Source organism: Micromonospora sp. NPDC005299 (assembly GCF_042872345.1).
Classification (GTDB): domain Bacteria; phylum Actinomycetota; class Actinomycetes; order Mycobacteriales; family Micromonosporaceae; genus Micromonospora.
The window spans coordinates 59,763-73,111 of the sequence record NZ_JBIAKG010000004.1 but is presented as its reverse complement, the minus strand read 5'-3'; the positions used below and the strand labels follow the sequence as shown (position 1 = coordinate 73,111).

Here is a 13,349-nt window from a genome sequence, read left to right as displayed (position 1 = left end):
CCCGGCGAACGTTTGTGGTCACGGCACTAGCGGGCGGCTCCCGGCGGAGCCGGGTCCAGCTTCCACACGGTGGTGTGCTTCACCCGTACGCTCTCCAGGGCCTCCGGCACCGGCACCTCGTACGCGGCCAGCTCGTGGAAGCGCTCGCGGGGGAGGAACGCCCGGCCTGGGTCGCCGACCAGCACCCGGGCCCCGGACCGGGCCGCCCGGAGCAGGAAGCGCAGCATCCGGCGGGCCATCGCCTCGCTGTAGAACACGTCCCCGGCCAGCACCACCTCGGCGGCCCCGGCGTCGCCGTCCAGAACGTCCCCGAGTTCGGCGTCGACGCGTACCCCGTTGGCCTCGGCGTTGAGCGCGACGGCCGCGACGGCCCGCTCGTCCACCTCGACGGCCCGGACGGCGGCCGCGCCGCACCGGGCGGCGGCGATGGCGACCAGGCCGGAGCCGGACGCGAGGTCGAGCACCCGGCGGCCGGCGACCAGCTCCGGGTGGTCGGTGACGTAGCGCGCGAGGGCCTGGCCGCCGGCCCAGGCGAACGCCCAGAACGGCGGCGGTTGGGCGCTGTGGAACTCGCCCTCGGTCAGCTCCCAGAGGCCGATCGGCTCGTCGGCCTGGTGCAGCCGCACCTCCGGGACGAAGGCGACCGGAGCGAGGCGGGCGTGCAGCCGGACGAAGGCCGCGGACAGGTCGGACACCGGGTGATTCTGTCGTACCCCCGGAGACGGCCGGCGGGCGAGCCCGGGCGTGTCGCGGTGCGGGCGTGACCGGTTCACCACGCTCGGTGAGAAGGGGCCCCGGTGTTGGCGGTCCGTGCGAACACGCCCGTCTACCGCGGCGCCGTTGGCGCTCCTAGCGTTTCCGGGTGGACGCGGCCGACGGGAGGAGACGGTGGTGAACGGGTGGCGGTACGCGCTGCGGATCGGGGTGGTGCTGACCTGCCTGGCGGGGGCCGGGCTCGGCGCGGCCGTGCCGGCCGGGGCGGCGGCCGCCTTCTCCACTGAGCTGAGCGGCCTGCCGGACGAGTTCACCGCCGGGGACCGGGTGGAGACCCTCTCCGCCGTGGTGTCCCGCACCGACGGGGGCGGCTGCGTCAAGGTGCGCTGGTCGATGCTGCTGCGGGTGCAGGGCCTGCGGCTGGACCAGGTCAAGGTGGACCGGGTGGAGGACAACGGCTCCTTCCCGCTGGAGATCCGGACCGACGGGGACACCGCCCGGCTGACCGACCGCGACCTGGACCCGGGGGTGCTCTGCCCGGACCGCACCGTCACGGCCCGCTACCGGGTGGCCTTCGCCGAGGACGTGGCCCGGGGGCGGGTGAGCTTCGCCGCCGAGGCGTACGACCCGGGGTTGCGCCTGCTGGCCCGGCGGACCGCCGACCGTCGGGTGGTGGGGGAGGAGGCGACGACCGCCCCGACCGAGGCGACGCCGGAGCCCACGGAGCGCAGCGCCGAGCCGACCGACCCGGCCACCGAGGAGCCGGTGGCGGACGACCCGTCGAGCGAGGCGGCGGTGGTCGAGCCGCCGCCGCCGGGTGCGGCGGGCCGGCCGGTCTCGACCTCGGGCGGTTTCGGGGTGGTCCAGGTCGCCTTCGTCCTCGGCGGGCTGCTGGTCTTCCTCGGCGCGGGGCTGCTGCTGCGGATGCGGCGCCTGCTGCGCCCGGCCCGCGAGGCGCCCGAGGACCGGGGGGCGGCGTTCTCGCGGCCACCGGTTCGTGCGCGGTGGTGATCGCGCTTTACAAAAATCAGCCTCTTGTAAACCGCCGTGCCGGCTGCCAGAGTCTGGGCAGGAGTTCACGGATCGGAGGCTGACGATGGGCACCGACACCGTCCCCTGGCGGGACACCCGCAAGCCGCTCTGGCCGCTCGCCCTGCTCGTCCCCGCGCTGCCCTTCGTCGCCTGGTCGCTCTGGCGGGCGACCGGCGGCGGCTGGGCCTGGTGGCTCACCCCGGCGGTGGTCTTCGGCGTCATCCCCGTGGTCGACCTGCTCATCGGCGACGACCGGGAGAACCCGCCGGAGGAGATGGTGCCGGCGCTCCAGGCCGACGGCTACTACCGCTGGCTCACCTACCTCTACCTGCCGGCCCAGTACGCCGCCCTCGTGCTCTGCTGTGCCGTGTGGACCCACGGCGGGCTCTCCTGGCCGGCCGCCGCCGGCCTGGTCGCCACCGTCGGGGTGGTCGACGGCATCGCCATCAACACGGCCCACGAACTGGGCCACAAGCGGGAGGCGGCGGAACGCTGGCTGTCCCGGATCGCCCTCGCGCCGACCGGGTACGGGCACTTCCACGTCGAGCACAACCGGGGACACCACACCCGGGTGGCCACCCCGGAGGACCCGGCCAGCTCCCGGCTGGGCGAGACGTTCTGGGCGTTCTGGCCGCGTACGGTCTGGGGCAGCCTGCGCTCGGCCTGGCGGCTGGAGAGCAGCCGCCTGCGCCTCCGTGGCCGCACCCCGTGGACCTGGCGCAACGACGTGCTCACCGCCTGGGCGATGACCGTGCTGCTCTACGCCGTGCTGGCCGTCGCCTTCGGCCCCGGGGTGCTGGTCTTCCTCGTACTCCAGGCGGTGGTCGGCTTCTCGCTGCTGGAGGTGGTCAACTACCTGGAGCACTACGGGCTGGCCCGGCAGCGCACCGCCGCGGGCCGCTACGAGAAGGTCGACCCGCGGCACAGCTGGAACAGCGACCGGACCGTCACCAACGTCTTCCTCTTCCAGCTCCAGCGGCACAGCGACCACCACGCCAACCCGCTGCGCCGTTACCAGACGCTGCGCAGCTTCGACGCCTCCCCGCAGTTGCCCGCCGGCTACGCCACCATGGTGGTCGCCGCGCTGGTGCCGCCGGTCTGGCGGCGGGTGATGGACCGCCGGGTGCTCGCCCACTACGGCGGCGACCTGGAGTTGGCCAACGTCCACCCGCCGGCCCGGGACCGGCTGCGCAGGCGCGGGCGCGCCGCCACCGAGCCCGGCCCGGTCAGTCCAGCTGGGCCGGTTCCAGACCCAGCTCGCGGGCCGCGACGAGGCGGACCCACTCCGCGATCTGCCGGCGGGTGATCACCCGCTCGTGCACCGCGAGCTGCACGGCGAGGCCGTCCATCACGGCGCTGATCCGCCACGCCGCGCCGGCCGGGTCGGGGCAGTCGAAGGTGCCGTCGGCCACCCCGTCGGCGATGACCGCGGCCAGGTCCCGTCGCCATCGCAGGTCCAGCCGGCGGGAGAGCTTCTCCAGCTCCGGGGTGCGCAGCGACTCGGCCCAGCCGTCGATCCACATCGACCAGGAGGTCGAGCGGCCGGTCGGGGCGTAGAGGCGAAGCATTCGGCGCAGCTTGGCCAGCGGCGGGGCGCTGGAGCGGACCACCGTGTCGAGCCGGTTGAGATCCTGCTCGACGGCGTAGGCGAACGCCTGCGCGAGCAGCCGGTCCTTGGTGGCGAAGTGGTAGAAGACCAGGGCCTGACTGACCCCGGCGGCCTCGGCCACGTCGGCCGTGCGGGTGTTGGCGAGTCCCCGTTCCGCGATCACCTCACAGGCCGTGCGCAGCAGCGCGTCCAGGCGGATCTCGGCGGCACGTCTCGTCACGCCGTTACCGTAGCCCATCCGAGTGACCACGAGGAGTTACCGAAGCGGCTGGTCGGGCGCGCGACAGTCGGATCCCGGACAGTGCCGTGGCGGGGCGCCCGAGGCCCCAATCCGCAGGTCGCCGCCCCCGCGCCAACCTTGATCGCCTCCCACCCAGGCTCCTAGGAAGCTCCAGGCTCCGTCACCCGGACGCGCCCGGAAAGGGGACCCGATTTGGCAACCGTTCCCGGGCTCGGCTAAAGTTCTCATCCGTCACCGGATAACACCGGAGACACGCGGACGTAGCGCAGCTGGTAGCGCATCACCTTGCCAAGGTGAGGGTCGCGGGTTCGAATCCCGTCGTCCGCTCGGAGATGCCGCCACGCATGTCGGGGGCAACCTCGGTGGAGTGGCCGAGAGGCGAGGCAACGGCCTGCAAAGCCGTGTACACGGGTTCAAATCCCGTCTCCACCTCGGCAGTTGAACGAGGGCGATTGGCGCAGTGGGAGCGCGCTTCCTTGACACGGAAGAGGTCACTGGTTCAAACCCAGTATCGCCCACCAGCGGAAAGGCCGTGTCGATCATCGACACGGCCTTTCGCATTACCCGCACCCGCGCGGTCACGCCGACGCGCCCAGTAGCGCCACGGCCACGGCCGTCCGGCTGCTCAACAGCGATCGGCCCTGCCGGTGCGTCACCACCAGGCGGTCGTTGAGGAGCCCCGCCGCGCCGTCCTCGGCGAACCGGCGAGCCCGGTGGAACACCTCGGCGTCGAGCACCGCCCGGATCCGGGGCCAGTTGCGGGCCACGGCCAGCCGCCAGTACGCCGCGATCTCGTCGGCGAGCCGAGGAGGCCTTCACGGCCGGGACGTACGGCGCGCTGGCCGGCGCCCTCGACACGGCACGCTGAACGAGCTGACGCGCTGACCGGGTACGCGAACGGGGGCGCCCGGCGGCGCCCCCGTCACACCCGGCCGAGGACCGATCAGCTCCGTCGACCCCGGTGGGCTCGCGTCACAGCGGCGGGGCGATGTCCCGGCGCTCCTCGACCCGGCGGTACTCGACCGGCTCGGCGGTGGTGACCACCTCGCGGCGGCGGCGACCCCAGACCAGGGTCGTCATGATCAGACCGAGGACGCCGGCCGCCATCAGGATCCAGCCGACGACGTCCAGGTCGACCCCGCCGACACTGGCGTTCAGCGCGAAGGTGAGGATCGCGCCGACCGCGATCAGGAAAATGCTCGTTCCGATACCCACGACAGCCTCCTTCGGGGGGACGGTTGTGCTGTCGCAGCAGTCAGTACCCCCGCGACGAGCAGCGCAACCACGGGGCTGTGATGACGGTCACCCATCGTCGCCGGGACGCGACGGGGCCCTGCCGTGTGGCGATCTTGTCATCGGGTACAGTTGCAGCCGTCGCCGACGCGAGCCGGTGACAACGCGGACGTAGCGCAGCTGGTAGCGCATCACCTTGCCAAGGTGAGGGTCGCGGGTTCGAATCCCGTCGTCCGCTCGCGATCCGCCCCCTCGCGGGCCGACCGCCGCCGGTACTCCGATCCGGCGAGCGCGCGGGCGATTGGCGCAGTGGGAGCGCGCTTCCTTGACACGGAAGAGGTCACTGGTTCAAACCCAGTATCGCCCACCAGCTGTCCGAACAGCACGAAGGCTCGTCACCGCACGCGGTGGCGGGCCTTCTTCCGTACGGACCCCGGTGGGACGCGGACGGGTGGGCGCGGCGGACGGATCGGACGGGCCGGTCGCCGCCTCGCCGCCCCGGGCCGCCGGTCGCCCGGCGCCCGCGGTCCGCCGGGTCGCCGCCCACTGGCCACATCGGTCGCCCGGCCGCACGGAGGACCTGGTACGGGTCCGCCCAACGGGTTATGGAGCCGCTGGCCCGCAGCGTGACAGGGTGGTGGCCCGTGGAGCTGGGAGGCGATCGTATGCGGTCAGTCAGGCAGGGACGGTGGCGGCGCACAGCCGCCCGGCTGGGCGTGGCCGCCCTGTTCGTGGCCACGGGGGTGGCGCTGGGCGCCTCGCCCGCGCAGGCGACCGCCACCCGGACCGTCGCGTTCTGGAGCATGGACGAGCCGGCCGGGTCGAACGTGCTCAAGGACAGCAGCGGCAACGGCCGCAACGGCGCCATCGGCGCGGAGGTGGTCACCGGCGCCCTCTACGCCGGCGCGACCGGACACCGGTTCGCCACCCACCTGCCCACCGACCAGGAGTACGTCCCGGGCCACGTGAACCTGGTGCCGCACAGCACCGACTTGAACCCGGACGCCGGGGACTTCTCGTTCACCATCCGCTACCGCACCACGTACTCCTTCGGGAACATCCTCCAGAAGGGACAGGGCGCGACCGTCGGCGGCTACTGGAAGTTCGAGGCCCCGGGCGGCAAACCGAAGTGCCTGTTCCGCGGCGGCGACGGCGCCTCCCGCACCGGCTACACCGACGTGCCCATCTCCGACGGCCAGTGGCACACGGTCACCTGCAACCGGACCGCCAGCTACGTGGAGATGTACGTCGACGGGGTGCGGACCAGCCGGTTGAACGGGCCGACCGGCACCATCGCGAACAGCAAGCAGTTCTCCATCGGCGGCAAGAGCCAGTGCGACGGCGTGGACGTCACCTGCGACTACTTCGCCGGCGACATCGACTACGTGAAAATCCTCAAGGGCTCGGGCGGCCCCGCCAACCAGCCGCCGGTGGCCCACCTCGTCCCGTCCTGCTCCGGGCTGGTCTGCACCTTCTCCGGTGCCGGCTCCACCGACGCCGACGGCGCGATCCAGGACCACCGCTGGGCCTTCGGTGACGGGTCCACCACCGACACCGTCTCCGTGCCGACCACCTCGCACACGTACGCGACGGCCGGCACCTACCCGGTCACCCTCACGGTCACCGACGACCGGGGCGCCACCGGCACGGCGACGGTCGACGTCACCGTCGCGCCGGTGGCCGAGCGGATCTCCTTCGTCGGCCAGGCCACCGCGAACGCCAACTGGACCAGCCACACCGTGACCGTGCCGCCGACCGTCCAGCCGGGTGACACCCTGCTGCTCGTGCTCAGCCAGAACACCCACATCGGTACCGGCGAGCCCACCGGAGTCACCGGCTGGAGCCGCCTCGACCGGCTCGACGGCGGCTTCGCCACCACCACCGCCTGGTGGAAGGTCGCCGCCGCCGGGGATGCCGGAACGGCGGTACGCGTCGCCCTCGACAGTCAGGCCAAGGGCAACCTGGTGGTGGCCGCGTACCGGGGCGTCGCGCCGAGCGCACCGGTCTTCGCCCGGGCCACCGACCCGGCCAGCACCGCCACCCGGATCACCCCGTACGCGCCCGTCGCCGAGCAGAGCTGGGCCGTGTCGTACTGGCTGCACGGTGACGGAGCGTCCACGGCGCTCACCCCACCGGCCGGCGTCGAGGTGCGCAGCAACAGCTCCCAGACCGGCGGCGGACGGGTGACCGCCCTCCTCGCCGACTCGGGCAGCAGCGTGCCGGCGGGCACCTACGGCGGCCTGGCCGCGGTGGGCGCGGCGGCCAGCACGACCACCACGACCTGGACCTTCGTTCTGCGTCCGGCCTGACCCCGGATACGCCGCTGGCCGGCACCCCCGGTGTTGGGGGTGCCGGCCAGCGGTTGGTGTTCGGGTCAGCTGTTCCAGTGCTGGTGGGCGATGTCGGTGGCCTGCTGCTCCCACTGGGCGTAGGCGTCCGGGTAGGCCGAGACCTGCACGGTCTGCGCGGCGTCGGTCAGCGGCATGTCCTGCCAGCCGTCGACCTGCTTGAGACCCTTCAGGAACGCGAGGGTGGAGTACTCGGGGTTGGTGATCTGCTCCGGGGTGCCCCAACCGGAGGTCGGGCGCTGCTGGAACAGGCCCAGCGAGTCGTGATCGTTGGCGTCGCCGAGGTGCCCGAGGTTCTCCAGCTTCGACTCCTGCAGGCTCGTGGCGATCGAGATGACCGCCGCCCGCTCCGGCAGGCCGGCCTTCTTCGTCGCCGCGATGATCGCCTTGGCGTTCGCCGTCTGCTCGTCGTTCAGGTCAATCTTGGACTGGGCGCCCTGCACACTCACGGCGACCGGCTTGGTGTCCACCGGCTCAGCGTGGGCGGCCATCGGACCGGCGAAGATTCCACCGGTGAAGGCCAGACCAGCAATACCCAGCACGCTCTTACGCAGCATCGTGTTCATGGGGGATGGCTCCATTCGGGGGTTGGCGCACACACACGCCGACGGGGGTCGGCTCTAACTGGTGTGCGCAAGCACCGTCAGGCGCTCAAGGAAAGTCTTAGGGGATCATCCGGCGCGCGGGGCGAAGCCACTTCGCGGCGCCGGGACCATGTGTAACGACCGCCGACCCGCCATCATTCCGGGGCCCGGCGGACCCGCCTCGACGGCGGTCCCGGGGCGGTCACCCGCGCTCGGCGGGGCGTGGTCCTCGGTCGTTCACCCGTATACAACGACCCCCACCCGCCGGCCATTCCGCCGCCGGGATGCCGCCGGTCACCCGCCGAACCGGACATCGCGCCCAGGGCGGGACCCTCGGTGGAACGCCACGTGTGTATCCGGACCTGGGAGACACACATGTCGTTCCACCCAGCGGGCCGAGCGGTGCGCGATCCGGACAATCCGCCGCGCCGGCAACAGTGAGTGGAACGGCTATGGAGGTGTCCCGGCACCGGAGACACTCATGGCGTTCCACTCACCGCCCGAAGCAGGGCATGAACCGGGACATCCACCCCAGGCTGGGACGGCGTGTGTCGGTGGCTACGAACGTGATGACGTGGATGGATCGGGCGCGGCGGCCCCCGTCGACCGTCTCCTCGCCGGTGCCTGTCGAGCTGATGTCGACAGCGACTCGACGGCGAGACGCGCGGGCCACGGAACGCCCCCAGCCCGAGCCCACCCAGCCACCGGCCCCAAACCGGCAACAGCCCCCAGCCACGGGCCCCCCAGCCACCGCCCCACCAGCCCGGCCCCCTTTGCTCTGCAGCCACGGACGCAACACGCCCGTACCACGGCCGCTGCGTGGATGGCTGCAGAGCAAAGGCGGTGGTGGCCGGCTTCTGCCCTCGGCAGATCCGCTCACCGTGAACACGGTTCACCGGAGCGGCCCGTGAGCGGCAGGGTGGGACGCATGAGAGTGCTGATGCTGGGTGGTACGGGATTCGTCGGTGGGGCGGTGGTGGCCGAGGCGGTACGCCGCGGCTGGTCCGTGACGGTGTTCAACCGGGGGCTGCACGGCAAGGTGCCCGAGGGCGTACACCGGTTGCGGGGTGACCGCACCGCGCCGGACGGGTTGGCGCCGCTGGCCGGGGGCGAGTGGGATCTGGTGGTGGACACCTGGGACGGGGCGCCCCGGGCGGTCCGGGACGCGGCGCGCGCCCTGACCGGTGCGGTGCCGCACTACGTCTACGTCTCCAGCGGCTCGGTCTACGCGCCGCCCGTCGGGCTGGGCACGGGCGAGGACGCGCCGGTCGTCGTGGCCGAGGCGGACACTGGCGACGGGGACTACCCGAACAACAAGGCGGGCGGTGAGCGGGCCGCGGTGGAGGTGTTCGGCGACCGGGCGCTGCTGGCGCGGGCCGGGCTGATCCTCGGGCCGGGCGAGGACATCGGGCGGCTGCCCTGGTGGCTGCACCGCATCGCCCGGGGCGGGGAGGTGCTCGCTCCCGGCCCGCGCGACCTGCCGGTGCAGTACGTCGACGCGCGGGACCTGGCGATCTGGTTGCTGGACCGGGGGGTCGAGGGCGTCGGCGGGGCATACAACGTGGTCAGTCGGACCGGGCACACGACGATGGGTGAGCTGCTCGACGCGGCCGTGGCGGTGACCGGTGCGGACGCGACGCTGCGCTGGACGGATCCGGACGCGCTCCTGGCGGCCGGCGTCGAGCCGTGGAACGACCTGCCGATCTGGGTTCCGCTCGGGCACGAGTACCGCTGGTTGCAGGAGCGGGACGTCGAGCGGGCGCACGCGGCGGGTCTGGTCTGTCGGCCGGCGGCCGAGACGGTCGCGGACACCTGGCGGTGGCTGCGCGAGGTGGGCCAGGTGCCGGCCCGGGCGGGACGCCCGGCGCGGGCGGCCGTCGGTCTGGCCCCGGAGCGCGAGGCGGCCCTCCTGGCCGCCCTACCGGCCTGACCACCAGCCCGACCGCCGGCCCCGCCAGCCCGACCTCCGGCCCCGCCGGCCCAACCGCCGGCCCAACCGCCGGCCCAACCGCCGGCCCAACCGCCGGCCCAACCGCCGGCCCAACCGCCGGTCCGACCGGCGTGCCGGGCGGCCGGCAGGGGAAGGGCTGGCGGTCAGGCCGGCACGACCGGCAGGTCGAGCACGTCGTCGACCGGGCGGCGCGGGGTGGTGCGGCCGGGCTGGCCGAACCCGATCCGCATCACCATCTGCGGGGTGCCGAACCGGCCCAGGGACAGCCGCAGCGCCTCCCGCGCTCCGGGCACCTCGATCGGCTGGGAGAGCATCGACACGGCCAGCCCGGCGTCGGTGGCGGTGAGCAGCACCCGTTGCAGGGCCTGCCCGGCGACGACCTGGTCGGCGGCGGTGTTGCCGGCCGAGCCGAGCACGGCGACCAGCGGTTCCGGTTCGAAGTCGCGGCCCGGGGCGCGGTCGCGGCCGCCGAAGCCGCGCTGCGGCAGCAGGTCCTGCGGTTCGCTCCGCGGTCCGCCGGCGGCGGTCGGCACGCCGTCGGGGGACGGCTCGGAGCGGATCCACCGGGTCCGCTCGGTGACGTACCCGGGGTCGCGCTCCAGCACCCGGTGGGCGCTGCGGGCGATCTCGGCGAGGGCGTTGACGGCGCTGGTGCCGATGACCAGTTCCAGCCAGCACTGCTCGGCGTGGGCGGCCTCGCCGAGGCGCCAGCGCGCGTCGCCGGGGACCGGGTCGGGCCAGAAGGGCGCCCGGTTGCTGAACCGGCGGCCGATCGCGCCGTGCAGGCTCTGCTCGGCCGGGGTGGGGCGGCGCGGCGCGTCGGGGACGAGCCGGGCCACCACGTCCGGGTCGCCGGGGTACGGGCGGAGCCGGACCGTGGCCGGCGTACCGGCCACGGCGAGGGCCAGCCGCAGGTTGAACAGGGCCGCCCCGCAGGCGATCCGGGCGCCCCAGCCGCTCGGGTCGGTGGCCGGGAGCCGGCGCAGCGGGTCGACGGCGAGGTCGATACCGCCGTCGACCAGCCGGAACCGCCACGGCTGGGTGTTGTGCAGCGACGGCGCGCGTACCGCGTCCGCGGCGGCGGCCCGCAGCTGTTCGACCGTGTAGCGCGTGGTCATGGCGTTGCTCCCTCCGTGCGGGCCGCCCTGCCGGCCGGTCCATCCCCACCGTCCGTCAGCGGGCGGGGCGGTGAGCAGGGCCGGAGGTCCCCACCTGGGCGGGTCCGTCTGCCCACTCCCGGCGCGTGCCGGTCGGGACCTTCGGCCCGTGCGGGACGTCCGGGCGGGAGGGTAGAAAGGACGGATGATCCGGGTGTTCCTGCTCGACGACCACGAGGTCGTCCGTCGTGGCCTGGCCGACCTGCTACAGAGCAGCGGCGACATCGAGGTGGTCGGCGAGTCCGGCTCCGCGCAGGAGGCGTCCCGCCGCATCCCGGCGCTCCGCCCCGACGTGGCGATCCTCGACGCCCGGCTGCCCGACGGCAACGGCATCGACGTCTGTCGGGACATCCGCGCGGTGGACTCGTCGATCAAGGGACTGATCCTCACCTCGTACGAGGACGACGAGGCGCTCTTCGCGGCGATCATGGCCGGAGCCGCCGGCTACGTGCTCAAGCAGATCCGCGGCACCGACCTGGTCGACGCGGTCCGGCGGGTGGCGGCAGGGCAGTCCCTGCTCGACCCGGCGATCACCACCCGGGTGCTGGAGCGGATCCGCAGCGGCGTCGAGCAGCCGCGCGAGCTGAAGTCCCTCACCGAGCAGGAGCGGCGGATCCTGGAGTACGTGGCCGAGGGGCTCACCAACCGGGAGATCGCCGGCCGGATGTTCCTCGCCGAGAAGACGGTGAAGAACTACGTCTCCAGCGTGCTGGCCAAGCTCGGCCTGGAACGGCGTACGCAGGCCGCGGTGCTGGCCACCCGGCTGCTCGGCAAGAGCCACTGAGGGCGGGCGCCCGACCGCTCAGTCGCGCAGCGGGACGCTCCAGCGCAGCTCGGTGCCGTGCGGCGTCACCCGGCCGAGCTGGAAGTCGCCGCCCAGCCGCTCGGCCCGCTCGCGTAGGTTCACCAGGCCGCTGCGGGCCGCCTCCGGGTCGCAGCCCATCCCGTCGTCGGTGACCGTGACGCTCACCCAGCCGGCGTCGACCCGCACCCGCACCGACACCCGCTCGGCGTGCGCGTGGCGTACCGCGTTGGAGAGCGCCTCGCGGAGCACGGCGGTGAGTTCGGGGCGAAGCTGGTCGGGGACGGCGCTGTCGATCGGGCCGATCAGCTCCAGGTCGGGCCGGTGGCCCAGCGACTCGGCGGCCACCTCGATCGCCTCGCGGATCTCGGTGCGCAGCGCCGCGCTCATCGGGGTACGCAGCTCGAAGATGGTGCGGCGGATGTCGCGGATGGTGGCGTCCAGGTCGTCGACCGCCTGGTTGATCCGCTTGGCCACCTCGGGGCGGGCGTTCATGGCCCCGCTCTGCAACTGCAGGCCGGTGGCGAACAGCCGCTGGATCACCACGTCGTGCAGGTCGCGGGCGATCCGCTCACGGTCCTCCAGGACCACGAGCAGCTCCCGTTCCTCCTGGCCCCGGGCCCGCTCCATGGCCAGCGCGGCCTGGCCGGCGAAGCTGCCCAGCAGGGCCACGTCGTCCTCGGCGCCGGGACCGCGGTCGGGCCGGTGCGCGATGACCAGCACGCCGTGCAGGGTGTCCGCCGCGGCGAGGGGGGAGACCACCGCCGGCCCGGCGACGACCGGGTGTGACCAGGGGGCCGCCTCGGCGAGGTTCTCCAGCAGCTCGTGGCGGCGTTCGGTGACGGAGCCGACGAAGGTGGTGTCGTCGGCCGGCAGCACCGCGCCGACCAGCTTCCGGGCGGTGTCGTCGGCGCCGTCGACCACTTCGACGGTGAACTGGCGCTCGTCCTCGTCGTAGAGCAGCACGAGGGCCAGTTCGGCCCCGGCGACCTCCCGGGCCCGCCGGGCGACGAGGGTCAGCGCGTCGGTGCGGCGTACCTCGCCGAGCAGCACCGAGGTGATCTCGGCGGTCGCGGCGAGCCAGCGTTCCCGCCGGTGCGCCAGGGCGTAGAGGCGGGCGTTCTCGATCGCCACGCCGGCCGCCGCGGCGAGCGCGACCACGATCTCCTCGTCGTCCTCGGTGAACTCGGCGGCGCCCTGCTTCTCCGCGAGGTAGAGGTTGCCGAACACGTGGTCGCGGATCCGCACCGGGACGCCGAGGAAGCTGTGCATCGGCGGGTGGTTCGGCGGGAAGCCGTAGGACCGGGGATGCCGGGTGATGTCCGGCATGCGCAGGGGGCGGGGCTCGTCGATGAGCAGGCCAAGCACCCCCCGCCCGTGTGGCAGCTCACCGATCTGGGCGTGCAGCTCGTCGCTGATGCCGTGGACGATGAAGTCGTGCAGCAGCCGGTCGGCGCCGATCACGCCGAGCGCGCCGTAGCGGGCGCCGACCAGCTCGCAGGCCGACTCCACGATCCGCTGGAGGGTGCTGCGCAGGTCGAGGTCGGAGCCGATGCCGACGACCGCGTCGAGCAGGGCGCGGAGCCGCTCCCGGTTGGTGACCACCTCGCCGACCCGGTCCAGCATCTCCTGGAGCAGCTCGTCGAGCCGCACCCGGGACAGCGGGGTCAGACCCAGC

The 13,349-nt window shown here is 73.6% G+C and carries 12 protein-coding genes and 5 tRNA genes; 10 read left to right on the top strand and 7 right to left on the bottom strand.

What is annotated here, in order from left to right; genetic code table 11:
• Window positions 1–26 precede the first annotated feature (26 nt).
• Complete coding sequence (locus ACFYPD_RS13430; protein WP_387112584.1) at window positions 27–695, bottom strand: class I SAM-dependent methyltransferase; 669 nt, start codon at window positions 693–695, stop codon at window positions 27–29.
• 196 nt (window positions 696–891) lie between these two features.
• Here ACFYPD_RS13430 and ACFYPD_RS13425 point away from each other — a divergent pair, with 196 nt between their 5' ends.
• Together ACFYPD_RS13425 and ACFYPD_RS13420 are read left to right on the top strand one after the other, a co-directional pair.
• Window positions 892–1,725: a hypothetical protein gene (locus tag ACFYPD_RS13425; protein WP_387112582.1), complete on the top strand. Its 834-nt coding sequence runs from the start codon at window positions 892–894 to the stop codon at window positions 1,723–1,725.
• A gap of 85 nt (window positions 1,726–1,810) precedes the next feature.
• The gene (locus tag ACFYPD_RS13420) at window positions 1,811–3,052 is read left to right on the top strand and encodes an alkane 1-monooxygenase (RefSeq protein WP_387112580.1); all 1,242 of its coding nucleotides are present in this window, start codon (window positions 1,811–1,813) and stop codon (window positions 3,050–3,052) included.
• On the opposite strand, the gene ACFYPD_RS13415 is transcribed toward ACFYPD_RS13420, so the two are convergent.
• On the bottom strand, window positions 2,973–3,575 hold the full coding sequence (locus ACFYPD_RS13415) for a TetR/AcrR family transcriptional regulator (RefSeq protein WP_387112578.1): 603 nt from the start codon (window positions 3,573–3,575) through the stop codon (window positions 2,973–2,975). The genes ACFYPD_RS13420 and ACFYPD_RS13415 overlap by 80 nt on opposite strands.
• Window positions 3,576–3,850: 275 nt before the next feature.
• Here ACFYPD_RS13415 and ACFYPD_RS13410 point away from each other — a divergent pair.
• The 3 genes from ACFYPD_RS13410 to ACFYPD_RS13400 all read left to right on the top strand — a co-directional run bounded on the left by ACFYPD_RS13410 (window position 3,851) and on the right by ACFYPD_RS13400 (window position 4,117).
• Window positions 3,851–3,923, top strand: a tRNA-Gly gene (locus tag ACFYPD_RS13410).
• A gap of 34 nt (window positions 3,924–3,957) precedes the next feature.
• Window positions 3,958–4,028, top strand: a tRNA-Cys gene (locus ACFYPD_RS13405).
• Window positions 4,029–4,042: 14 nt separating this feature from the next.
• Window positions 4,043–4,117, top strand: a tRNA-Val gene (locus ACFYPD_RS13400).
• A 57-nt stretch (window positions 4,118–4,174) separates the two neighbouring features.
• Here ACFYPD_RS13400 and ACFYPD_RS13395 read toward each other — a convergent pair.
• Entirely contained in the window at window positions 4,175–4,363 is a 189-nt protein-coding gene (locus tag ACFYPD_RS13395; RefSeq protein WP_387112576.1) for a hypothetical protein, read from the bottom strand.
• 205 nt (window positions 4,364–4,568) lie between these two features.
• Window positions 4,569–4,811 carry a DUF6458 family protein gene (locus ACFYPD_RS13390; RefSeq protein WP_387112574.1) on the bottom strand — a complete coding sequence of 81 codons (243 nt, stop codon included), beginning with the start codon at window positions 4,809–4,811 and terminating at the stop codon, window positions 4,569–4,571.
• Window positions 4,812–4,994: 183 nt separating this feature from the next.
• Between ACFYPD_RS13390 and ACFYPD_RS13385 the strand changes: the two genes are divergently transcribed.
• The 3 genes from ACFYPD_RS13385 (at window position 4,995) to ACFYPD_RS13375 (ending at window position 7,138) form a co-directional block, all read left to right on the top strand.
• Window positions 4,995–5,067 (top strand) — tRNA-Gly (locus tag ACFYPD_RS13385).
• Between the two features lie 57 nt (window positions 5,068–5,124).
• Window positions 5,125–5,199: transfer RNA gene (locus ACFYPD_RS13380), tRNA-Val, on the top strand.
• A gap of 295 nt (window positions 5,200–5,494) precedes the next feature.
• Window positions 5,495–7,138, top strand: coding sequence for a PKD domain-containing protein (locus tag ACFYPD_RS13375; protein WP_387112572.1), 1,644 nt, complete (start codon window positions 5,495–5,497; stop codon window positions 7,136–7,138).
• A 65-nt stretch (window positions 7,139–7,203) separates the two neighbouring features.
• Here ACFYPD_RS13375 and ACFYPD_RS13370 read toward each other — a convergent pair whose 3' ends face one another.
• On the bottom strand, window positions 7,204–7,743 hold the full coding sequence (locus ACFYPD_RS13370; RefSeq protein WP_387112570.1) for a hypothetical protein: 540 nt from the start codon (window positions 7,741–7,743) through the stop codon (window positions 7,204–7,206).
• Window positions 7,744–8,689: 946 nt separating this feature from the next.
• Here ACFYPD_RS13370 and ACFYPD_RS13365 point away from each other — a divergent pair.
• Window positions 8,690–9,691 carry an NAD-dependent epimerase/dehydratase family protein gene (locus tag ACFYPD_RS13365; RefSeq protein ID WP_387112568.1) on the top strand — a complete coding sequence of 334 codons (1,002 nt, stop codon included), beginning with the start codon at window positions 8,690–8,692 and terminating at the stop codon, window positions 9,689–9,691.
• Between the two features lie 164 nt (window positions 9,692–9,855).
• On the opposite strand, the gene ACFYPD_RS13360 is transcribed toward ACFYPD_RS13365, so the two are convergent.
• Window positions 9,856–10,830: an Acg family FMN-binding oxidoreductase gene (locus ACFYPD_RS13360; RefSeq protein WP_387112566.1), complete on the bottom strand. Its 975-nt coding sequence runs from the start codon at window positions 10,828–10,830 to the stop codon at window positions 9,856–9,858.
• Window positions 10,831–11,014: 184 nt separating this feature from the next.
• Between ACFYPD_RS13360 and ACFYPD_RS13355 the strand changes: the two genes are divergently transcribed.
• The gene (locus tag ACFYPD_RS13355) at window positions 11,015–11,653 is read left to right on the top strand and encodes a response regulator transcription factor (protein ID WP_091269973.1); all 639 of its coding nucleotides are present in this window, start codon (window positions 11,015–11,017) and stop codon (window positions 11,651–11,653) included.
• A gap of 18 nt (window positions 11,654–11,671) precedes the next feature.
• On the opposite strand, the gene ACFYPD_RS13350 is transcribed toward ACFYPD_RS13355, so the two are convergent.
• Window positions 11,672–13,342, bottom strand: a complete 1,671-nt coding sequence (locus ACFYPD_RS13350) for a GAF domain-containing protein (RefSeq protein WP_387113377.1) — start codon at window positions 13,340–13,342, stop codon at window positions 11,672–11,674.
• Between the last annotated feature and the right edge of the window lie 7 nt (window positions 13,343–13,349).

Bases quoted from the DNA above. Each gene is read 5' to 3' on its own strand.
- ACFYPD_RS13365 (WP_387112568.1), top strand. From the start codon at position 8,690: ATGAGAGTGCTGATGCTGGGTGGTACGGGATTCGTCGGTGGGGCGGTG.
- ACFYPD_RS13370 (WP_387112570.1), bottom strand. From the start codon at position 7,743: ATGAACACGATGCTGCGTAAGAGCGTGCTGGGTATTGCTGGTCTGGCC.
- ACFYPD_RS13375 (WP_387112572.1), top strand. From the start codon at position 5,495: ATGCGGTCAGTCAGGCAGGGACGGTGGCGGCGCACAGCCGCCCGGCTG.
- ACFYPD_RS13360 (WP_387112566.1), bottom strand. From the start codon at position 10,830: ATGACCACGCGCTACACGGTCGAACAGCTGCGGGCCGCCGCCGCGGAC.
- ACFYPD_RS13355 (WP_091269973.1), top strand. From the start codon at position 11,015: ATGATCCGGGTGTTCCTGCTCGACGACCACGAGGTCGTCCGTCGTGGC.
- ACFYPD_RS13420 (WP_387112580.1), top strand. From the start codon at position 1,811: ATGGGCACCGACACCGTCCCCTGGCGGGACACCCGCAAGCCGCTCTGG.